17 protein-coding genes and 1 pseudogene are annotated in these 21,818 nt (G+C 64.2%); 13 read left to right on the forward strand and 5 right to left on the reverse strand.

The annotated features are described in order from the left end of the window. Window positions 1-42: 42 nt before the first annotated feature. Complete coding sequence (locus ACVMB1_RS38585) at window positions 43-1,419, forward strand: SagB/ThcOx family dehydrogenase (RefSeq protein WP_076825178.1); 1,377 nt, start codon at window positions 43-45, stop codon at window positions 1,417-1,419. 349 nt (window positions 1,420-1,768) lie between these two features. Here the strand turns inward: ACVMB1_RS38585 and ACVMB1_RS38590 are convergent, their stop codons facing one another. Both ACVMB1_RS38590 and ACVMB1_RS38595 read right to left on the reverse strand, forming a co-directional pair. Next, window positions 1,769-2,008, reverse strand: coding sequence for a hypothetical protein (locus tag ACVMB1_RS38590; protein WP_141340218.1), 240 nt, complete (start codon window positions 2,006-2,008; stop codon window positions 1,769-1,771). 126 nt (window positions 2,009-2,134) lie between these two features. Next, window positions 2,135-3,751: an AMP-binding protein gene (locus tag ACVMB1_RS38595; RefSeq protein ID WP_141340219.1), complete on the reverse strand. Its 1,617-nt coding sequence runs from the start codon at window positions 3,749-3,751 to the stop codon at window positions 2,135-2,137. Window positions 3,752-3,941: 190 nt separating this feature from the next. On the opposite strand from ACVMB1_RS38595, the gene ACVMB1_RS38600 reads away from it, so the two are divergent. The 5 genes from ACVMB1_RS38600 (at window position 3,942) to ACVMB1_RS38620 (ending at window position 9,957) form a co-directional block, all read left to right on the forward strand. Beyond that, window positions 3,942-4,535: a GNAT family N-acetyltransferase gene (locus tag ACVMB1_RS38600; RefSeq protein WP_076825252.1), complete on the forward strand. Its 594-nt coding sequence runs from the start codon at window positions 3,942-3,944 to the stop codon at window positions 4,533-4,535. A gap of 244 nt (window positions 4,536-4,779) precedes the next feature. After that, the gene (locus ACVMB1_RS38605) at window positions 4,780-6,129 is read left to right on the forward strand and encodes a DUF3100 domain-containing protein (protein WP_057016432.1); all 1,350 of its coding nucleotides are present in this window, start codon (window positions 4,780-4,782) and stop codon (window positions 6,127-6,129) included. A gap of 23 nt (window positions 6,130-6,152) precedes the next feature. Next, entirely contained in the window at window positions 6,153-7,322 is a 1,170-nt protein-coding gene (locus ACVMB1_RS38610; RefSeq protein ID WP_076825248.1) for a M20 aminoacylase family protein, read from the forward strand. Continuing rightward, window positions 7,319-8,719 (forward strand): L-serine ammonia-lyase, encoded by a 1,401-nt coding sequence (locus ACVMB1_RS38615; protein ID WP_076825250.1) that lies wholly within the window; start codon window positions 7,319-7,321, stop codon window positions 8,717-8,719. Before ACVMB1_RS38610 ends, ACVMB1_RS38615 begins: the two co-directional genes overlap by 4 nt. Before the next feature lie 164 nt (window positions 8,720-8,883). Then, entirely contained in the window at window positions 8,884-9,957 is a 1,074-nt protein-coding gene (locus ACVMB1_RS38620) for an AraC family transcriptional regulator (RefSeq protein ID WP_083714893.1), read from the forward strand. Window positions 9,958-10,295: 338 nt separating this feature from the next. On the opposite strand, the pseudogene ACVMB1_RS38625 reads toward ACVMB1_RS38620, so the two are convergent. The 3 genes and pseudogenes from ACVMB1_RS38625 to ACVMB1_RS38635 all read right to left on the reverse strand — a co-directional run bounded on the left by ACVMB1_RS38625 (window position 10,296) and on the right by ACVMB1_RS38635 (window position 13,371). Further along, a pseudogene (locus tag ACVMB1_RS38625) lies at window positions 10,296-11,497 on the reverse strand (CaiB/BaiF CoA transferase family protein). A 119-nt stretch (window positions 11,498-11,616) separates the two neighbouring features. Beyond that, window positions 11,617-12,591 (reverse strand): 3-hydroxyacyl-CoA dehydrogenase NAD-binding domain-containing protein, encoded by a 975-nt coding sequence (locus ACVMB1_RS38630; protein ID WP_076825170.1) that lies wholly within the window; start codon window positions 12,589-12,591, stop codon window positions 11,617-11,619. 21 nt (window positions 12,592-12,612) lie between these two features. Next, entirely contained in the window at window positions 12,613-13,371 is a 759-nt protein-coding gene (locus ACVMB1_RS38635) for an acetoacetate decarboxylase (protein WP_050400709.1), read from the reverse strand. 306 nt (window positions 13,372-13,677) lie between these two features. Here ACVMB1_RS38635 and ACVMB1_RS38640 point away from each other — a divergent pair, with 306 nt between their 5' ends. The 7 genes from ACVMB1_RS38640 to ACVMB1_RS38670 all read left to right on the forward strand — a co-directional run bounded on the left by ACVMB1_RS38640 (window position 13,678) and on the right by ACVMB1_RS38670 (window position 21,805). Next, the gene (locus ACVMB1_RS38640; protein ID WP_083714892.1) at window positions 13,678-14,700 is read left to right on the forward strand and encodes an AraC family transcriptional regulator; all 1,023 of its coding nucleotides are present in this window, start codon (window positions 13,678-13,680) and stop codon (window positions 14,698-14,700) included. Window positions 14,701-15,007: 307 nt separating this feature from the next. Further along, the gene (locus ACVMB1_RS38645; protein ID WP_229189855.1) at window positions 15,008-16,090 is read left to right on the forward strand and encodes an AraC family transcriptional regulator; all 1,083 of its coding nucleotides are present in this window, start codon (window positions 15,008-15,010) and stop codon (window positions 16,088-16,090) included. A 182-nt stretch (window positions 16,091-16,272) separates the two neighbouring features. Continuing rightward, window positions 16,273-17,082, forward strand: a complete 810-nt coding sequence (locus ACVMB1_RS38650) for an esterase/lipase family protein (RefSeq protein ID WP_057016379.1) — start codon at window positions 16,273-16,275, stop codon at window positions 17,080-17,082. 60 nt (window positions 17,083-17,142) lie between these two features. After that, complete coding sequence (phaP, locus tag ACVMB1_RS38655; protein ID WP_244558674.1) at window positions 17,143-17,583, forward strand: phasin family protein; 441 nt, start codon at window positions 17,143-17,145, stop codon at window positions 17,581-17,583. 38 nt (window positions 17,584-17,621) lie between these two features. Beyond that, entirely contained in the window at window positions 17,622-18,389 is a 768-nt protein-coding gene (locus ACVMB1_RS38660) for an SDR family oxidoreductase (protein ID WP_057016377.1), read from the forward strand. 29 nt (window positions 18,390-18,418) lie between these two features. Then, window positions 18,419-20,128, forward strand: coding sequence for a long-chain-fatty-acid--CoA ligase (locus ACVMB1_RS38665; protein WP_076825167.1), 1,710 nt, complete (start codon window positions 18,419-18,421; stop codon window positions 20,126-20,128). A 129-nt stretch (window positions 20,129-20,257) separates the two neighbouring features. Next, complete coding sequence (locus ACVMB1_RS38670) at window positions 20,258-21,805, forward strand: WS/DGAT/MGAT family O-acyltransferase (RefSeq protein ID WP_083714891.1); 1,548 nt, start codon at window positions 20,258-20,260, stop codon at window positions 21,803-21,805. The last annotated feature ends 13 nt before the right edge of the window (window positions 21,806-21,818 follow it).

The following is a 21,818-nucleotide window of genomic DNA, read 5'->3' on the forward strand; positions in this document are numbered from 1 at the left end:
CCCGTCATCGTCGCCCGATTGAACGGTCGTTGCTCCCTTCACATGCAGGCGGACGGAAGCATCGCTGCAGGTTTGGGCGGCTACTCGATCAATCTGGGACAATTCAGCGCGGCAGCGGTCGACCGTGCGGGACATCTCACCAGCGGCCTGCCGCTCGCCTCCTTTGCGGGCAAAGGCGTCCTCGCGAGGCAGGTTCATGCCCTCGTGCGGCGACTGGCAGGGCATGGACTTCTCGAATACCGCTTATGCTCTCCGCGTGACGAGCAAGACCTCGTGGTCATCGAGCCGCAGGTCGCCGAATACTGGCCACAACGCGCAAAGCTGGGGAGCGGTGATACCATTGTGTTGTCGCGCTTCGCCTATCTGCGCCGGCGCGACAGCGAGATGGTGCTGGAATCACCGCGCGCCGGCGCGCTGTTTCGGATTTTCGATCCCGCCATCGCTGCCACCCTCGCTGCCCTGTCGCGGCCTCAGAAGATCAGCGAGCTTCGCCGCCATGCGGCCTCCGCGAACCTCGATCTGCTCGGATTGCTGCTCGACAGCAAGATGCTGATTAGGCTCAATGCGAAAGACGGCGACGGCCTTCGGGTGAATGAAGGCGACGGCAATCTCGTTCTCTGGGACTTCCACGATCTCGTGTTTCATACGAGGAGCACGGAGGGCCGGCACACCAATCCAGTTGGCGGCGCGTTCACCCATGCGGGCGTCGTTCCACCGCTACCCGCGGTGCGCCCGCCTTGGCCCGGCAAGAAGATCGACCTCGGCAAATTCTCCACGTCGGGGTCGGTCTCGCACTTCGCGAAGCTGTTGCGCGAACGCCATTCAATACGAGATTTCGACGACCAGCATCCGGTCACGCTCGCCGAGCTCGCGCAGTTTCTCGACACGACAGCCCGCGTGCTGTCGGAATGGAAGATCGGCGCAGATTTTGACGGCGGTCCCGAGGTCACCTACAGCGCAAGACCCTATCCGTCGGCAGGCGGCGCGTATGAGCTGGAACTATACTTGGCGGTCTTGAACTGCGGGGAGCTTGCACGTGGACTTTACCACTATGACGCGGGCAGCCACGCGCTTGTCGCGATCGACACCTCCGCCCAACAACTCCAAGCGCTTTCTACGGCGGCCGAGTTTGCCATGGACGCATCCGGTCCACCGCAGGTCTTGATCACGATCGCCGCGCGCTTTGGGCGGATCTCCTGGAAATACAGCTCAATCGCATATTCGTTGATCCTGAAGGACGTCGGCAACCTGATCCAGACGTTCTATCTGACGGCGACCGACATGGGCCTTGGTGGCTGCGCAATCGGCACCTGCAACATCGATCTGTTTGCAAAAATGACGGGGCTTGAATTCCACGTGGAGGGCCCGGTCGGTCAATTCGCGCTCGGGCGCGGCAGGAAACCGGCCCCCTCTAGCTAAAGGGGAGGTCTTTGTTTACGGCCTGGATCGCACGCGAATAGTGCCCAGGGCGGGATCGAACCATCCGGCTTCGCCCTTCGGGCTACGCCGGGACGAGACTTCGTGCGGATGGCTTGTCGGCTACGGCTGCGCTGAATGGTGCCCTGGCCGGCAATCGCCTAATGGCATAACGAATTGAATTTGCAATAGTTTTAGCTGCCGATTGCTGCGGATACCAACAGCAATACCAACAAGATGATAGCTTTCAGTCTTCGAAGTGCCTATCTGCCGAGGGTCTGTGTGCCGGTTCTTTGGCGGCCGGCAAGGTCGCTCGGCGCACGAAAGTCTTTCATTCTGTCCAGGAGACGCGTCAGTCCGCGACCTTATCGAAGTCACACACCATGAGTGCGGTTTCGGCCAGGCTGATAATGTCCACCCGCAGATCCGTGGTCGTCCCCTGACCGATAATGCCTTGCAGCGTCAGTTCTCTGCTGAGCGCTTCGATCATCCGTTTCATACGTCGCCGGTACTTGATGCTCGAGCTTTCGTCGTCGTGACTGAACATGTCGCAGGCTGCAATTTGGTCTTTGCCGATGAATCGTCGGGTCAAAGAGGCATGCCAAACATGGGTATCGAGCCCCGAAAAGGTGCCGTCGGACCAGGTTGGGAGTGATTTTAGGACATGAGCTGATCGGGATTTCCAGCGCGCGCCATCGGCCGGTCGGGCAGCTTTGCGTCAGTCCTTGAGCAGCCGCCGCAACAGCTTGCCGGCCGGTGAGCGCGGCAACTCGGTCACGAAGCTGACATCGCGCGGCACCTTGTAAGGCGCCATGTTCTGGCGCGCCCATGCCGCGAGCTGGGCGGTGTCCAGCTCGGCGCGCGGCGCCAGGACGATGAAGGCCTTGACCACTTCGCCCTTGGTTGCGTCGGGCACGCCGATCACGGCCGACGCCGCCACGTCGGGGTGCTTGTTCAGGATCGACTCGACCTCTTCCGGGAAGACGCTGTAGCCGGAGACCTTAATCATCTCCTTGAAGCGCCCCATGAAGGTCAGATAGCCGTCGGCATCGAGGCGGCCCATGTCGCCGGTGTGTAGCCAGCCATTGCGCAGCGCTTCCGCGGTCGCGTCGGGACGATTGCGGTAACCCTTGAATACGCCCGGGCCGTGGATCACGATTTCGCCGGGGACGCCGGCCGGCATGTCCGTGCCGGAGTCGGGATCGACGATCCGGATCTCGTTGCCGGGCACCGGCCTGCCATGCGTGCCCCAGCGGATTGCGTTGCGCGGCATGAAAGTGTCGACCGTGTGGGTCTCGGTCAGCCCGTACGCCGCCTCGAAGCTCTCGCAGTTCGACGCGACGGCCTGCCATTGCCCCGCAAGCGCTTCGGTCCAGTCGATGCCGAAACTGGTCACGGGATTGACGCGGAGGCTTTTCAGCCTGAAGTCGGAAATGTTCGGGAGCTGCGTGACCGCGACGTTCATCGGCGCGACGCTGTACCACCAGCTCACCTGATAGCGGTCGATCGCCTGGGCCGTTACGAGCGGATCGAACCGGTACAGCAGCACGGACGTCGCGCCGGCATAGACCGGTGCATTGACGCCCATCACCATGCCGGCGATGTGATAAAGCGGCGCGATCGAGAGCAGCACGTCCTCGGCGCCGATCCCGTTGCACGTCACGGTCGCGGCCGTCTTGAAGATGACGTTGCGATAGGACAGCATCGCCCCCTTGGGCCGACCCGTGCTGCCCGACGTGTAGATCATCAGCGCCGTATCGTTCATGTCGATCGCGACATCGCGGGGCGACGCGCCGCTTGCGGTGACGGCGAGGAAGTCCTCGATCTCGCCGGCCGTACCGGCCGGCCTGGAGCCGGATGCGAACAGCTCGTCGGGAACGCCGATCGGCGGCCGCTCGGGCAGCAGGTCCGGGTAGCGGACCACGAAGACATGCTCGAGCCTGGTCTTGTCACGGACCTGAGCCACGATCGGCAAGAGCGGTTCGGCCGCGACGATCACGCGCGCGCCGAGATCGTCGAGCTGGTAGGCGAGCTCGTGCTCCTTGTTCAGCGCCCCGCAGGGCGAGGCAATGGCGCCGATCTTCTGGATGCCGTATTGCGCCATCAGGTATTGCGGACAGTTGTTCATGAACAGCGCGACCGGCTCGCCCTTGGCGACGCCGAGCTGCTGCAGGCGCGCCGCGAATGCATCACTCGCGCGATCGAGCTCGAGGAACGTGATGGCACGGCCATACCAGATGCAGGCCGGCTCTTCCGGCCGCTCGCGGGCATGGCTGCGGAGCATCTCGTGAAGCGGACGTTCGTCGATGTCCCTGGAAGGGTTTGTATTGGTCATTGGCAACAAGCTCTTGTGCTCATCGTCGTTCGGAAAGGTGCAAACAGGCCGTCTCAGGGGTTATATTCGGACATCGGTGCGCTCGGCTTGCTTGATCTGGCTCTCGCGTGCAGGACTGCAGGAAGAAACGCCGCAGAGCCCGCAAATTGGTTGCGGCGAAGTCTGGATTTCGATTGAGCGAGTGATCTGCATGAGGACCATCAAGATGCGATCCTATCCGCGTCGCGTCAACTTCGAGAGTGGGGACGTCGAGTTTCGGTTGATGGGGCCTGCCGACGAAGCTGCCGTCGGGAAATTTGCCAACGCGCTTGCCGTGCACGACATGCTTTTCCTGCCGCGGAATATCCGTGAGCCGAAGGTGCTATCGGCTTGGATCAAGGAGATCGGGCGCGGCTCGATCGTCAGCCTGCTGGTGGTGAAGGACGACATCGTGGTGGGGTGCGGCACAATCGTGCGGGACCCCGTGTCGTGGTCGGCCCATGTCGGCGAGATCAGGACCGTGATCTCCTCGCATGTACGCGGCACCGGCATCGGACGGGCGCTTTCCAATGAGGCCTTTGACCTCGCGTTGTCGATGGGCCTGGAACGCCTGACCGTGCAGATGACGTCGGACCAGACCCGCGCGATCGCGATCTTCGAGGCACTCGGCTTCCGAGCCGAGGCGCTGTTGCGCGATCAGGTGAAAGACCTTCAGGGCAAGACGCACGACATCGTCGTGCTTGGCGTCAATGTGGCGGACGTGCAGAAGCTCGAACCGGGCGGTGCGCCCGGTGCGATCGAGTAGCACGAGGACTGGCCGAGGAATCGCTTCGCCGTCCTCGTACCGTTTGCATCCATGACGGCAACGGTCGCGGTCATGCCGGCTTTCGCCGGTCGGATCTGCGTTCTGCCAACGTTGCAAAAAATGCAACGGAAATAGGATGACACGATCATTGATGCAAGCTGCTTTCTCCCTGATGCTGCGCGGGCAGGTTGGTTCACCGTTCACCGCATTGCCTCGCAATCATTTTCCGGAGGTGTCCAGCATCATGACGTCGACCTCTTCGCCTTCCGCAGACCTGGCCGCCCCGGCGGTCAATCCCGCAAGCACCGGCAAGCTCACGCTGTTCGTTGCCGTTCTGATCATCGTTGCCGTCGCTGAGACGGTCGGGATCGTCCAGTTCCAGATCGGACCGGGCAAGGTGCTGCTCCAACCGATGGTGTGGGCGCTGCTGATTGCGGCCGCATGGAGCCTCTCAGCGCGTTATCTACCTACCGCCGCGCGGATCGGGCCGAGCCTGCAGACCTATGCGGGACAACTGCTCAACGCGGGCCTGTTGCTGTTCGTGATCAAGATGGCATTCACGGTCGGCGGCGCGCTGCCGGAGGTGCAGAAGGCAGGCTGGGCGTTGATCTTCCAGGAGCTCGGGCACACCTTCGGCACGCTCGTCCTCGGCCTGCCGATTGCGCTCCTGCTCGGCGTCAAGCGCGAAGCGGTCGGCGCGACGTTTTCGATCGGCCGTGAAGGCAACATGGTGATCATCGGCGAGAAATACGGCATGAACTCCGCCGAGGGGCGCGGCGTGCTGGCCGAGTACATCACGGGCACCGTGCTCGGTGCGTTGTTCATCGCGCTGTTGGCCGGCTTTGTCGCCAGCCTGCACATCTTCGATCCGCGGTCGCTCGCGATGGGCGCTGGCGTCGGCTCGGGCAGCATGATGGCGGCCGCGATCGGCACCATCAACGGCCACAATCCTCCCGAGATAGCGAAAGAACTGATCGCGATCGCCTCGGCGGCGAACCTGATGACCGCCGTCCTCGGCTTCTATTTCGCCCTGTTCTTCTCGCTGCCGGTTTGCTCGTGGCTGTATGACAGGCTGGAACCAGTGCTCGGCCGGTTCTCGAACTTCACGTCGGGAGATCTCGGGCCCTCGATCGCCAGCGCCAGCGAGACAAAGCACGGCACGTTCGGCTTCTCCGACTCGCTGCTCGCGTGGATTACTGTTGCGGGCGGCGTCCTGATCGGCAACTCGCTCACCTACAAGGTTCCCCTGCTGGAATCGTGCGCAGGTCTCCTGGTGGTGCTCGCGGTCGTCCTGCTGGTCGACGTCGTTGCCCGTCTGTTGCCGAAAGTGCCGCACATCCTTGTCCTGGTCGTGGTCACGACTGTGCTCGGCATTCCCGGCCTGCTGCCGTTTTCCAACGCGATGATCGGCTCGGTCGACAAGCTGAACTTCCTGGCTTTCACGACCCCTGTGCTGACGCTCGCCGGCTTCTCGGTCGCTAAGGATCTTCCGATCTTCAGGAAGCTGAGCTGGCGTATCGTGGTGGTCTCGCTGACGGCTGCGGCGGGCACGTTTTTCGGTGCGACATTGATCGCCGAATTCTTCCATCGCTAACCCGCGAACAGATGGACCAACGCATGTCAGAGAAGTTTGGAATCGCCGACGATGTCTGTGCCCGCATGCTGGATTGGCGCCATGACATCCATGCCAACCCGGAAACCGCGTTCCAAGAGCACCGCACCGCCCAGCTCGTGGCCGATGCGCTGATGGAGATGCAGATTCCGGTCCATCGCGGCCTCGGCGGCACCGGCGTGGTCGGAACGCTGAAGAATGGCGAAGGCCCGACGATCGCGCTGCGCGCCGACATGGACGCGCTTGATCTACAGGAACTGGGGGACCGCGCCCACAAATCAACCCGGGCCGGCAAAATGCACGGCTGTGGCCACGACGGCCACACCACAATGCTGCTTGGCGCCGCCGTACAGCTCGCCCGCCGCCGGCCGTTCCGCGGCACTGTTCACTTCGTGTTCCAGCCCGCCGAGGAGAATGAAGGCGGCGGCAAGAGGATGGTTGAGGAGGGGTTGTTCAAGATGTTTCCCGCCGACGCGGTCTACGGGATGCACAACATTCCGAATATCCCGCGAGGAAAATTCGCGATCCGGACCGGCATTGCGACAGCCTTCCTCGATACGTTCGAGATCGTCGTGACCGGGAGCGGTTGTCATGCCGCGACGCCGGAGAAGGGCATCGACCCGATCCTGGTGTCGGCCGATCTCGTCTCCGCGCTACAAGGCATCGTGAGCCGCCGCATCGGTGCCATGGACGCCGCCGTCGTGAGCGTCACACAGATCCATGGCGGCGACACCTGGAACGTGGTGCCCGAAACCGTCACATTGCGCGGTACGGTCAGAACGCTGGACGCCGAGATACAGGATCAGGTCGAGGCTGCCATGAAGCAGGTCTGCGCCGGCGTGGCGCAAACCCATGGCGGAAAGATCGATCTGAGCTACATGCGAGGTTATCCGGGAGTGATCAACACGCCCGCCGAAGCGAATGCCGCGGCGTCGGCCGCCGCAAACCTCGTCGGCGTCGAACAGGTGCAAACCGACATCAAGCCGGCGATGGGATCGGAGGACTTTGCGTTCATGCTGCAGGAGTGCCCAGGCGCTTACATCTGTATCGGCGCGGGCGAGACCGCCAATGATCCGCCGTTGCACAACCCGTACTATGATTTCAATGACGCCATCCTGCCGATGGGCGCCGCGTATTGGGTCGAGCTCGTCAAGCAACAACTGCCTGCTGCCTGATGCTTTCGGTCTTCGACATATTCAAGATCGGCATCGGCCCCTCAAGTTCGCACACGGTGGGGCCGATGCGCGCGGCCGGCCAATTCGTCCGCGCGCTCGAGCGCGATGGCCTGCTTTCCAGAACGGTACGGGTCCGCGCCGATTTCTATGGCTCGCTGGGCGCGACCGGGCGAGGGCATGCGACCGATCTCGGCGTGATCCTCGGCCTGCTCGGCGAAAAGCCCGATACGGTTGATCCGGCCGAGGTGGCTCCGCAGCTTGCGGACATTCGGCGCTCCGGCGAGCTGCGGCTGCTCAACGTTCATCCGGTCCCGTTTCGGCGCGGGCACGATATCGTGTTCAAGCCCGACAGCGCACTCCCGGAACATCCCAATGGAATCCGCCTCGTGGCGTTCGCGGCCGACGGCAGTCTGCTGGCGGAACGCCACTACTTCTCGATCGGCGGCGGATTCGTGATCGAGCGTGGCCTTGGCGACGCGGCTGGCGGCGCAGGCGCCGAGCTCCCGGTCTGGCCGTATCCGTTCGGCACTGGCGCCGAGCTGGTTGCACGTGCGCAGTCGAGTGGTCGCTCGATCGCCGACATGGTGCTCGCCAACGAGTGCGTACATCGCACCGACGCGGACGTCCGCGCCGGCCTCCTGAAGATCTGGGAGACGATGAAGCAATGCGTCGACCGCGGCTTCGGAATCGACAATGCCGGCGCGGCCGAACCGTTGCCCGGGCCGCTCGGCATTCGCCGTCGCGCACCGGCGCTCTACCGCGAACTGTCGGCCCGCAATAGCGACACCGAGAGCGTCGATCCGCTGGCGGCGATGGACTGGGTCAACGCCTTCGCGATGGCGGTGAATGAGGAGAATGCAGCACGCGGACGGATCGTGACTGCGCCGACCAACGGCGCCGCCGGCGTGATCCCGGCCGTGCTGCACTACTACGTCAAGTTCTGTCCGGGCGCGACCGACGACGGCGTCGTGACGTTCCTGCTCACCGCGGCCGCGATCGGCATGCTGTACAAGGCGAATGCCTCGATTTCCGGCGCGGAAGTTGGCTGTCAGGGCGAGGTCGGCGTCGCCTGTTCGATGGCCGCAGGCGGCCTGACGGCCGTGCTCGGCGGTGCGCCGGCCCAGGTCGAGAACGCCGCCGAGATCGGGATGGAGCACAATCTCGGACTCACTTGCGATCCCGTCGGGGGCCTGGTGCAGATCCCTTGCATCGAGCGCAACGCGATGGGCGCCGTCAAGGCCATCAACGCCGCCCGAATGGCGCTGCGTGGTGACGGCAAGCACTATGTATCGCTTGATGCCGTCATCAAGACGATGCTGCAGACCGGCGAGGATATGAAGTCCAAATACAAGGAGACATCGCTGGGCGGGCTCGCGGTGAACGTCGTGGAATGCTGAAGCACGGCGGTGCCGGCGAATTACCTCGATAGCGAACTCGGCATGATTGGATACGATCCGCGCGCTGTCCCAAGGTTGGGGATAGGGGAAGCCGGCCAGTTGCTGCCGGCATTGCGAATGATTTCGATTTGAGCAAGACTTTAGGTCCAAGGAGGTAGACGACCATGAGCGCTGGAAGGCGCCTGCGAGACGCTGTGCCGGAATGCCAATTGCCGCCGGATTTCGACCAGCATGTATATTCGGCGCAGTTGATTGCTGCCATCATCGCCGAGCTCGGCAGGCAACAGGTTCGATCGTCCGTGGCGCTGGCGGGCACCGGCTTGACCGAGGATCAGCTCGAAGCTCATACGACGCGTATCTCGTACCGGCAGATCGACATCGTGATTCGCAATGCACTGCGGCTGTCGAACGAACCGACGGTTGCGCTCCGCGCCGGACAGCGCATGCGCGTGACCGCGCACGGAATGTACGGATATGCTTTGCTGAGCAGCGCGACCTATGACGATGCGCGCGCCTTCGCCAATCGATACCTTCGGGTCGTCGGCCCGCTGTGCGATGCGAAATACTCGTATGACGGCGCGGCGGTCGTCTGTGCGTTCGAGCCGTTGCATTGGCCGAATCCGACGCAAGACGTGCATCGCTTCGCGGCCGAGTTCGCCCTGTCGTCGCATTTGACGACGATGAAGGACCTGGCGGGCGAGTCGTTCTGCTTCTCGCGGATTTCCCTTGCCTATGGTGAACCGGCGCATGCCGACGCCTACCAGATGTTCTTCGACTGCCCGGTCCAGTTTCGCCAGCGCGGCAACGAGTACAGATATCAGCTGTCTCAGGCCGACGGTCCGGTGGCGCTGGCGGATTCCCGCACCCACGGAATGGCGCGCGAGATGTGCGAGCAGGTGCTGTCCGAGGTCAATCATGCAGGCGGCATCGCCGCCGATGTCCGGCGGGTCCTGATCGAGCAGCCCGGCAGGTATCCGAACATCGAAGCGATCGCCGAGCGGCTGTCGATGCATCCGCGTGCCCTGCGGCGGAGGCTCGAAGCGGAAGATACATCGTATCGTGAGCTGCTCGCCGAGGTGCGGACGCGGCTAGCGATGGAATATCTGCGCAAGACCGCGATGACCAACGAGGAGATCGCGAGCCGGCTGGGCTATAGCGACGCCGCCAACTTCCGGCATGCCTTCATCCGCTGGACCGGCAAGAGCCCGTCCGATTTCCGGGTCTCTTCGCCGGTGTGAAGGCCGTGCGGGCGGCGCAGCGCTGTATGTGACCGCTCGTTACTCCACGCTGTCCATAAGTCACCTCCGAACCGGCCTCGTCGAACCTCCTCGTGGTCGAACTCGATGCATAGATTGGCCATCGACGGCAAATGCGATGGCTCGTCAGGGAGTTGGAAGCGTGTCGGGCGCTGATCGCTTCTGCTCGGGGGCGTCCTCCGAACCTCAGCTGCGCCACACCGCCGCTGTGGTGCCCCCCGGTTCGGGCGCCTCGAGACTGGCCGCGCCTCTCATTCGAGGGCGCGGCCTTTTCTCGTGCGTGCGGTGAGGGCGGCAGGCGCCGCCTTGCGGTCAGCGCATCACGCCAGGACCTTGCTTTCGCGCATCCCGGCGATGGCCGCGTCATCGTAGCCGGCCTCGCGCAGGATCTGCGTGCTGTGCTCACCGACCGCGGGCGCCTTGCGCGGCTTCACCTTGGTTGCACCGTCGACAAAGAACGGGCTGTCGATGGTCAGCATCTCGTCGTTCTCGAACGGCACCAGCACGCCGGCCGACAGCATTTGCCGGTCGGCGGACAGGTCGCCCATCTCGGCAACGCATTCGAAGACGATGCCTGCTTCATCGAGGCGGGCTCGCCATTCGTCCCGGTCACGCGTCGCGAATGCCGCGTCGAACAGGGCGATCAATTCGGAGGAACGGGCGAAGCGATCGGCCTGCTTGGCAAAGCGCGGATCAGTGAGCAGGTCGTTGAGGCCGAGGCATTTCGCCACGGTCGGAAAGTCGCGCTGCTCGTTGACGATCGCGAGCAGCAGCCAGCGGCCGTCGCGGCAGCGGTAGTAGCAGCCGAGCGCATTGAACAGATTCTCGCGCGGCGGCCGCGGCTCGTGAACGTCGCCCCGCACAACGCCGCCTGCGCCATGATGCCGTTCGACCAGACGCCGTTGGCGAGCAGCGAGGAGCCGACCTGGGTGCCGCGTCCCGTGCGCTCGCGCTGATACAGCGCCACCGCGACGGCCGCGAACAGCGAAACGCCCGACGGGTGATCGCCCATGCCGGCCAGCGCCCGCGCCGGCGGCGTGCTGGCGTCGCTCCGCACCATGTCCATCAGGCCTGAGCGCGCCCAGTAGGCCGTGACATCGAAGCCGGGCTTGCCCGCCTCGTCGCCGGTCTCGCCATAGCCGGTGAAGGAGGCGTAGATCAGCCGGTCGTTCGCCGCGGCAAGCCGCTCGTAGCTGATCGCGAGCTTCCTGCGGACCGCGAGCGGATAGTTGGTGATGAAGGCGTCGGCGGTGGAGGCGAGGCGATGCAGCACCGCCTGGCCCTCGGGCTTCGACAGGTCGAGCGCAAGGCCGCGCTTGTTGCGATTGTCGAGCAGCCAGCCATAGGGCTGGTCGGATCTCGGCATGCCCGGCAGCTTCGGCACCTGACGGAACGCGTCGCCTGCACCGGGCGGTTCGATCTTGATCACGTCGGCGCCGAAGTCGCCGAGCAGCGTCGCGGCGGTTGGCGCGGCGATGAAGCTGCCGCAGTCGATGACCTTCAAACCTTCGAAGATGCTCATGTGAGTTCGTCTCCGCTTGATGCCCGGGATCAGCTGTTGTCCGTCGGCCAGGTTGGCCTATTCCGAAACGTGGCGGCCGCCTCTGTCTGCGAATGCGCGCAGGCCTGCGGGTGAGCCGGTCATGTCCCGTTCCTGCCGTTGCGTGCCGCCAGCACGTGCAGCAGCGCCACCTGCGTGTCGTCGCGTTCGCGCTCCATCCGCGGGATCGGCGTCTTGCCGAAAGATGCCGCGGCCTGGTCGATGATCTTGCGCTGCAGCGCCTCGTCGAGATCGACCTGCAGAATCACCTTGAACGACGCGGCCATGTTCTTGCCGAGGTGCTGGAAGAACGATTCCAGCCCGTTCGGTCCACCACCCATGTGGAACGAGCTGAACGGCCCGTTCACCGCCCAGCGCAACCCGATCGAGCTGGTGACGACGTCGTCCAGCTCGTCGACCGTGACGACGCCTTCCTGCACGAGATAGCAGGCCTCGCGCATGATCGCGCGCTGCAGCCGGTTGGCGACGAAGCCCTGGATTTCCTTCTTGAGCACGCGCGGCACCTTGCCGAGCGCCTCGTAGAACGCCACGGCGTCGGCGGTGGCCTCTGGATCGGTGCGCTCGCCGGGAACGATTTCGACGAGCGGGATCAGATGCGGCGGGTTGAAAGGATGGCCGACCAGCAGCCGGCTTGCATCCTTCATCTCTTTCGCCTGTTCGGTGGCTGGCCGCGCCGAGCTCGACGACAGCAGCAATGCATGTTTCGGCACCGTTGCCTCGATTCGTGCCCAGAGCTGCTGCTTCCACTCGGGCTTCTCCGGCCCGTTCTCCTGCACCAGGTCGGCGCCGGCGACGGCGCGCGCGAGGTCCGGCTCGAAGCGCAGGTTGCGCTCCAATCCCTCATGCGGCAGGCCGAGCTTCAGCAATGTCGGCCCGATCTTGATCAGGGCGTCCTTGACCGTGGCCTCGATGCCGGGCTGCGGATCGTTGATCACGACATTGAGCCCGTGTGCGAGAAACAGCGCCGCCCAGGAGGAGCCGATGACACCGGCCCCGATGACGCACACATTGCGATAGCGGTTGAGCGCCGCGGCGCGATCTGCGGATGATGGCATGGCTTCCTCCGACGTGCCCGCTTATCGCGGCTGATCGAGATAGTTGTGGCAGCGCTTGGCGCGGGACAGCGTCAAGTCGGTCATGATGTGGCTACACGCGACGATCTCGCGCACCGGAAAATCGGCCATCGGGGCCAATGCGTGGGCGAACAGCTCCAGCCGGGCCGGGCCGGTCCAGGCGCCCTTGACGGTGATGTCGGTGATCTCGGAGCGCAGCAGTTCGCAGATGCGCGGCTCGCCCGCCGGCTTCGGACTGTCATAGGTCCACAGGATCTTCAGCATGAAGGTCGGTACGCAGATCTCGGCCTTTGCCTTTTCGAGGTCCAGCGCGCGGTGCTTGTAACCCATCGTCGCGGTGGCCACGCGCAAGCTGCCGTAGTCCATGGTGCCGACCAGGGTGTCGGAATCGACATAGAGCTTCGGCTTGCCGATCACCTTGGGATAACCGCTGATCTCGCGCCCCGATGCCAGCGCCGGCAGGTTGTCGAGGTACATCGCGTGAAGGTACTCGCCCTTCTCGTCGCCATAGCGCACCTGGACGGCCTGGCCGCATTCGGTGTAGTCGCCGAGACCGGAGGTGTCGGGCATCCGCATGATCTCCCAGCGAACCAGTGGATCGTCAATCTCCAGCGGCTCGGGAACGACTGCGCGCAACGCCTCGATGTCGGTGCGATACAGGATGTTGAGGTATTCGCGGTTGTTGAAGCGGAACGGTCCGCGGGGAAATGCCGGGGCACCGATCGGTGTCGTCAGCTGCTTGAGAACGTCTTCCCGTCGCATCCGCTCCTCCCTTGTTGGCGCTTGCCGTGGTCCGTACCGCCTCCGGGTGCGTGCCGGTTGTCGAGCAAGGCGTCGCGAGCCTAGCGATCTCGGCAAACGGAGAAAGGTGCGATTGGACCGCCGACCGGGTGACTTCCGGACGCGGGTTGCGGCGCGCGCGCGTGGATACGCGATTATTGCGTCGCGTACGGGATCGGGCTTACGTTCGACCGATCGTCAATCGTGGAGCAGGAATGCGCGGAATGCCAGGGACATGCGGTTGCAATGACTAGGCAAGAGTCGCACCTACGCCAATCGCCGGGTCGAATGCTCCCCGGCTTCGCGCAGCGAATATTCCCGCCGCATTCGATCGCAGCCATCGCGGCCGAGCTTCGTGAGCAGGGCATTGATCCATCTGAGGTTCTGGAGGGCACCGGGCTCGCGATCGGCCAGCTCGAATCCCATACGACGCGCATATCGTATCGGCAGCTCGACACGGTGATCCGCAACGCGCTGCGGCTGGCAGGCGACCCGGCTATCGCGCTGCGCTCGGGAGCGCGAATGCATGTCACCGCCTATGGCATGTACGGGTACGCGCTGCTGAGCAGTGCAACGCACGCGGAGGCGCGCGACTTCGCTGCGCGATACATCCGTGTGGTGGGGCCGTTCTGCGATTTCGACCTCTCATACGATCGAGAGACGGTGGTGGCGACGTTCCAGCCCATGCACTGGCCGAATCCGACCGAGAGTGTGCATCGCTTCGCGGTCGAGTTCGCACTGGCCGCGCATCTGACGACGATTCGCGACCGCTCGGGCCAGGGCTTCGGCTTCTCGCGCGTGCTGCTCGACTATACGCCGCCGCCGTCCGCCGCGGCGTATCGTGATCTCTTCGGGTGCCCGGTTTTGTTCAATCAGCATCATTGTGGATACGAATACATACGCAATGACGGCCCACGGGCGCTGGCGAATCCGCGAACCCACGCCATGGCGCGGGAGATGTGCGAGGAGATCCTCGGCGAGGTGAATCGCGCCGGTGGCGTTGCTGCCGATATCCGCCGGATACTGATCGAGCAGCCGGGTCGTTACCCAAGCATCGAGGCGATCGCCGAACAGCTCGATATCTATCCCCGCGCGCTGCGGCGCAGGCTCGAGGCGGAGGGAACCTCATATCGCAGCCTGCTTTCCGAGGTGCGCATGCGGCTCGCGATCGAGTATCTGCGCAAGACGCGCATGACCAATGAGGAGATCGCAAGCCGCCTCGGCTACAGCGACGCGGCTAACTTCCGCCACGCCTTCTCGCGCTGGACCGGCAGGAATCCATCCGAATTCCGCGGCGAGGAGGGTCTTTGACCCCGAGATATCTGGGGGGCTTCGCCAGCTGTGTCCGGAGTTCACCGCCAAATTGGTTCAATCGAACCTTTTGTGCGACCGAAGCGCGCGTAAGCTCGGCACCGTGGTTGCGCTCACGATCGCGTTCTCCCAACCTGGACCGCCCTCCCTCGGCGGTCTTTCTTTTGGCCGGTCTTGTCCGGAACTCACCTGCAAACGCGACCAATCGAACCTTCTGCTGCCCGGTCCGGCTGACTAGCCTCACTTCAGCTTGCGGGCACCGGATTGCGGGACCCGAAGCAGGCGCGGAAGGCGGACGAGGACGCTCGTGTATCACCCGTCACCAAATCTCCTGCAGTGTCTCTATTCGCCGCAACGGATCGCGGCGGTGGTGCACGTCCTGGCCGAGGAGGGGATCTCAGCGTCGCGCGCGCTCGGCGCGACCAATTTGAGGCGTGCTGACCTCAGGGATTCGTCGGTACGTGTCTCCTACCGGCAGGTCGAGACGGTATTTCGCAATGCGATGCGGCTGTCACGGAATCCGGCGATCGCGTTTCGCGCCGGAGAACGAATGCATGTCATGGCTTACGGCATGTACGGCTATGCCATGCTGAGCAGCCCGACGCGGGCCGGAGTCATTGACTTTGCGGCCAAGTATGGTCGGATCCTCGGAACGGTCGCCGACATCGACTTCACCCGCAAGGGCGATACGGTGAGCTGTCTGCTCGAGCCGTTGCTTTCGCGCGATCCGGCCGATGACGTCTATCGGTTCGCGCTTGAGTTCGCCTTTGCGACCTATCAGACGCTGAGCCGCGACGTCTATGGCAACTCGTTCCGCTTCTCGAAGCTGAGCGCCGCCTATGCGTCGCCGCCGCACGCCGGGACCTACGACCGCATCTTCCAGTGTCCGGTCGAGTTCGGCCAGCGCAGGAACGCGCTGGAATTCGACACTGCCTGGATCGACCGTCCGGCGGTCTGCCCCGACGAGATGACCAGGGCGATGGCCGGCCGAATCTATGATCAGCTTCTCGATCCTGTCGCGCGGGACGACGGTCTTGCTGCCGACATCCGGCGACGGCTCGTCGAGCATCCCGGCCGCTTCCCGAGTATCGAGGCGATGGCGGCGGAGCTTGCAATCCATCCACGGACGTTCCGCCGCAGGCTGCAGCTGCAGCGGAAAACCTACCGGCAGATCGTCTCCGAGGTCCGCATGCAGCTCGCGGTCGGTTATCTGCGCAACACGCAAATGACCAATGACGAGATCGCCGCGCGGCTTGACTACAGCGACGCGGCGAACTTTCGCCACGCCTTTGTCCGCTGGACCGGCAAAAGCCCGTCGGACTTCCGCGACGGCCGGGCGCCAGGCATCGCAGCAGGCGCGCAAGATTCATTGGCGGATGTCCCAAACTAACCGGTCAAGCGGGCCAATTGCACCTTTTACGGGTCTGACCTGCTCGATAGCGTTTTGAGACCAAGAAGATGCGCGGTTGCGCGATCGGGGTCTGCATGGCGCCGCTCGCGGCGCCGGGCAGTAATCATAAAATGTCGGGTCGTGCGGGACACACCGCGTGATCCGGGAGGGGACATTCTGACATGAATATGGTCGTCGACCGCTCTGCGCCGCCGTCGCAATTGCTGCTCGCGCTCGAGGTGCGCGGGATCTGGGAGCTGCAGGCGTTCTTCGCAAGCTATCCGCTGCTTCGCCGCGCGCCGCGCGGGGACGGACATCCGGTCCTCGTCTTGCCGGGGCTCTCCGCCAGCGATATCTCGACGCGACCGTTGCGCGCCTACCTGAAGGCGCAAGGCTATGCGGTCCACGGCTGGAAGCTCGGACCCAATCGCGGACCGCGTCCCGGCGTCGAGGCTGCCATGGACGCAAGGCTGGCCGAGCTCGCCGAGCGATACGGTCGCAAGGTCAGCCTGATCGGCTGGAGCCTCGGCGGTGTGTTTGCGCGCGAGATTGCACGGCGCGCGCCCGATCTGGTCCGCCAGGTGATCACGCTCGGCAGCCCGTTCGCCAATGAGCCGAAGGCAAGCAATGCCTGGCGTCTCTACGAGATCCTGAGCGAGCGCCAGGTCGACGACTGGCCCGACAGGGACATCATGAAGTTGCCGCCGCCGGTACCGAGCACGGCGATCTACTCACGCACCGACGGCATCGTCTCGTGGTGGGGGTGCCGCGAGCAGCATGCCGAGCGGACACAGAACATCGAGGTCGAAGGCAGTCATTGCGGGCTCGGGCACAATCCGGCCGTGCTCTATGCGATCGCGGACCGCCTCGCGCTCGGGGAGGATGAATGGTCGCCATTCGACCGCAGCGGTCTTCGCGGCATGGTGTACCCGGATCCGGATCGAGCCGATGACAGCGCCGCCCTGTTCCGGCCGCGCTGGGCGGCCGCCTGACGCGCAGTCCACGGGACGGCGTTTCGCCGCCGCCAGCCAAGTACCGCAAGGAGGACGTCGATGGGGACCGATGACAGGCAATCCGACACAGCCGGCACGGGAGCGATGCCGTGGCTCGGGGACCTGAAGAAAATGGCCGAAAAGTTCACGCTGCCCGGGTTCGATATTGCTGCCCTGGTCGAGTGGCAGCGCAAGGACATGGAGGCGTTGGTTGAGGCCAACAGACAGGCCTACGAAGGCGTCCAGGCGCTGGTCAGCCGGCGCAACGAGATCCTGCAAGAGACGCTCGCGCAGTGGCAGGCGGCGATGCAGGGCTTCGCAAGCGGTGAAGCTATGACGAAGCAGACGGAGACTGCCAAGCAGCAGGTCGAGAAGGCGGTCGCGGATTTCCGCGAGCTGTCGCAGCTGGAAGCGCAGGCGCGCAACAACGCCTGGAAGGTCATGCAGGACCGCATGCAGGAGAACTTCGCGAACCTTCAGACGCTGTTGCAGCCGAAATAGCGCTGCGCGTGTGAGGCGTAAACCATCGGGGGAAAGCCATGAGTCTGGCCAAGTTGCAGGACTTGACGGGGCGCGTTGCGCTCGTTACGGGCGGATCGCGGGGTCTCGGTCTTCAGATCGCCGAGGTGCTGGGCGAACTCGGCGCCAAGGTCGCGATCACCGCGCGAAAGCGGGATGAGCTTGATGCCGCGGCTGCTCACCTCAAGGGGCTTGGCATCGAGGCGCTTCCGGTGGTGTGCGATATGGGCAGGCTGGAGACAATCCCGCCGATGATCGAGCAGGTCGTGGCTGCGCTGGGCCCGATCGACATCCTCGTCAACAATGCCGGTACGTCCTGGGGCGCCGCCACGATCGAGCATACGCTCGACGGCTGGAACAAGGTGATCAACCTGAATGTGACCGCGATCTTCGTCGCCACCCAGGAGGTCGGCCGGCGCTGCATGGTACCGCGGCGGAGCGGAAAAGTGATCAACATCGCCTCGATCCAGGGCCTCACCGGCTGCTATCCGGAAGGCACCCCGACGCTGGCCTACAACGCGAGCAAGGGCGCGGTCGTCAACCTGACCCGCACGCTTGCCAATGAATGGGCGCCGCTCGGCATCAACGTCAACGCGATCGCGCCAGGTTATTTCCCGACCAAGATGACCGCACAGCTCGACCAGAGCGCGACCGCGCATATGGCGCCGATGAATCGCGAGGGTGGCCCGGAGGACCTCAAGGGCGTCGCCGCGCTGCTCGCCTCCGATGCCTGTGCATTCATCACCGGCCAGACCATTGCGGTCGATGGCGGCGTGACCGCCGTCTGATCCGCAAGACCATAGAAGGGAGAGATCTCATGAACGATATGCCCTGGATCCGATCCTATCCCGACGGCGTGCGTTGGGACGTCGAGATAGCTCCCGGACCAGTGCAGAAGATATTGGGCGACGCCGTTGCCAAATGGCCGGATCGTCCCGCGATCGATTTCATGGGCAAGCGGATCACCTATGCCGAGCTCGGGCGGCTCACCGATCGTGTGGCCAAGGGCCTGCAGCTCCTCGGCGTCAAGCCGGGCGTCCATGTCGGCCTCTATCTGCCCAACACGCCGCACTACATCATCTCGTTTTTCGGCATCCTCAAGGCAGGCGGCACGGCGGTGAACTATTCGCCGCTGGACGCTGCCAAGGTGCTCGAACACAAGATCGAGGACAGCAAGACCGATATCCTGATCACGCTCGACATGGTTTCGCTCTATCCGCAGATGGCGGCGATGCTGGGCAAGACAAGATTGAAGAAGCTGGTGGTCGGGTCGCTCGGCGAGATCACGGCTGACCCCGACACCGTCGTCAACCAGATGAAGGCGGCCAAGCAGCTGAGCGACGTCGCCTGGGACGATCATCACATCAGCTTCGGCCAGCTGACGCACAATGATGGTGTCTACCAGGCCTATCCGATCGATAATCCGCGCGAGACCATCGCCGTGCTGCAATACACCGGCGGGACGACGGGGCTGCCGAAGGGGGCGATGCTCACCCACGCCAATCTGACCAGCGCGTGCCAGCAGTACCGGGCGACGACGGCCGGCTCGCCACCGGTGCTGGTCGACGGGCAGGAGCGCTTCCTGGCAGTGTTGCCGCCGTTCCACATCTATGCGCTTTCTGTGAATGTGCTGTTCGGCGTCCTGATGGGCGCGGAAATCATCCAGCATGTCCGCTTCGATCCAAAGGCCGCGCTGGAGGAAATCTCGACCAAGTCGGTCAGTGTCTTCTGCGGGGTGCCAACCATGTTCACCGCGCTGATCAACCATCCGGAGACGCCGAAGCATAGCTTGCGCGCGCTGAAATATTGCGGATCCGGCGGCGCGCCGTTGCCGCTCGAGGTGGCGCAGCAATTCGCCTCGATCACCGGCTGCAATTTGAGCGAAGGCTGGGGCATGACCGAGACCTCGCCGAGCGGCACCTACACGCCGGCGCAGCACGGCGCCATGCGCAAGGCCGGCTCCTGCGGCATGCCGATGCCCGGAATCGTCATCAAGTTCCTCAATGTCGACGACAGCAGCAGCTATGTGCCGCTCGGCGAACGCGGCGAGATCTGCATCAAGGGCCCGAACGTGATGAAGGGCTACTGGAACAAGCCGGACGCGACGGCCGAGGTGACTACTGCAGACGGCTACATGCGCACGGGCGACGTCGGCTACATGGACGAGGACGGCTTCATCTTCATCGTGGACCGCACCAAGGACATGCTGCTGTGCAGCGGCTACAACGTGTATCCGCGCGTGCTCGAAGAGGCGATCTACAAATATCCGGCGGTCGAGGAGGTCGCCGTGATCGGCATCCGCGACGAGTATCGCGGCCAGTCGCCGAAGGCCTTCATCAAGCTGAAGGCGGATGCCAAGCCGTTCAAGCTGGAAGAGCTGCAGGCGTTCCTGAAGGACAAGCTCGGCAAGCACGAGATGGTGCAGGCGCTCGAAATCCGCGCCGAACTGCCGAAGACCGCGGTCGGAAAGCTATCGAAGAAGGAGCTGTACGACGAGGAGGAGCGCGCCGCCCGGGCGCAGGCCTGAGATCGCCTGCGCGAACCGGATCGGCAGCGGCGGACAGGTGTCGCGCCTGGGCAATGACCGCGACGCGCCAGATATCGGCACGCCGTCATCAAGACGGCGATCGCCGTCACAACGTCAAGGGAGGGAAGAATGGATCAACTCAGCAGCATGGATGCATCGTTCCTGCATCTCGAAACGCCGGAGACGCCGATGCATGTCGGCAGCCTGATGATCTTCGATCTCCCCGAGGGTTATCAGGGCGACTACTACGAGGATGTCAAGGAGATGCTCGGCAAGCGTCTCCATCTCTCGGCATTGCTGAACCGCAAACTGGCGCAGATGCCGTTCCAGCTCGCCGAGCCGGTCTGGACCGAGGACGATGATATCGAGCTCGATTACCACGTGCGGACCGTCACCTTGCGGCGTCCAGGCACCATGGCGCAGCTCGAGCAACTGGTCGCGCGGCTGCATGCCTCGCTGCTCGATCGCAGCCGTCCGCTGTGGGAGATGTATGTCATCGATGGCCTCGAGAACGGCCAGGTCGCGTTCTACACCAAGGCGCATCACAGCGGCGTCGACGGCAAGGCCGGTGTGGAGCTCGCCAAGGTGCTCTATGATGTCTCGCCCAAGATGCGCGAGGTGCCGCCGCCACGGCGCAAGCGCGCCTCCGGGCAATACCAGCTCGGCGTGACCGAGCTACTGCAGGCGGCGGCCAACAATGCGGCCCAGCAATACCGCAAGCTCGCGGAGCTGCTGCCGACGGCGGCCAAGGCGCTCGGCACCGCCGCCACCGTGATGGCCAGCCAGCGCTCACAGAAGGGGGAGCGCTCGCTCAGCCTTGGACTGGCTCCGAAGACGGTGTTCAACGATTCCATCACCAACCAGCGCTCCTACAGCACGATGTCGCTGCCACTTGCCGACATCAAGGTCCTGGGCAAACGTGTCGGCGGCACCGTCAACACCATCGTCATGGCGATGTGCAGCATCGCGCTGCAACGCTTTCTCGCCGAGCGCGGCCTGCTGCCCAAGGAAGCCCTGATCGCGATGGTGCCAGTCAGCCTGCGTGCCGAAGGCGACAAGGCGATGAACAACCAGGTCTCGGCGGTACGCGTCGACCTGGCGACCGATATCGATGACCTGCCGACCCGGTTCAAGGCAATCCACGCGTCATCCGAGGCGGCCAAGGCAGTCGTGCGCGAGCTCAAGCCGGTGCTCGGCGTCGATGTGCCGATCACGGGGTCGCCGTGGCTGATGACGGGGCTCGCCTCGCTGCTTGGCCGCTCCAACCTCGCCAGCCGCATGCCGGCAGCGGGCAACGTGCTGATCTCCAACGTGCCGGGACCGGGGCAGCACCTCTACATGGCCGGCGCACGGATGGTGCATTATTTCCCGGTTTCGATCCCCTATCACGGCAGCGCGCTGAACATCACGGTGCACAGCTATGCGGGACTGCTTGAGTTCGGTCTGACCGCATGCCGGCGCGTGCTCTCGCAGGACGAGTCCTACGAGATGATCGAGCACCTGCGCGCCGCCCTGCGCGAGATCGAGGCTCTGCCGTCGGTCGAGGCCGAGATCGTCGAGCTGCAACCTGCGGCTCAAGCGAAGGCGCCATCCGCGACCGCGGCGTCGGTGACGGTCATCCAGACCGACGAGGTGCCACCGGCCGCCGCAAACGACAAGGCGAGCCGGGCCAGCTAGGCGCGGAGGCCTT

The organism is Bradyrhizobium sp. USDA 4504 (genome assembly GCF_054063995.1).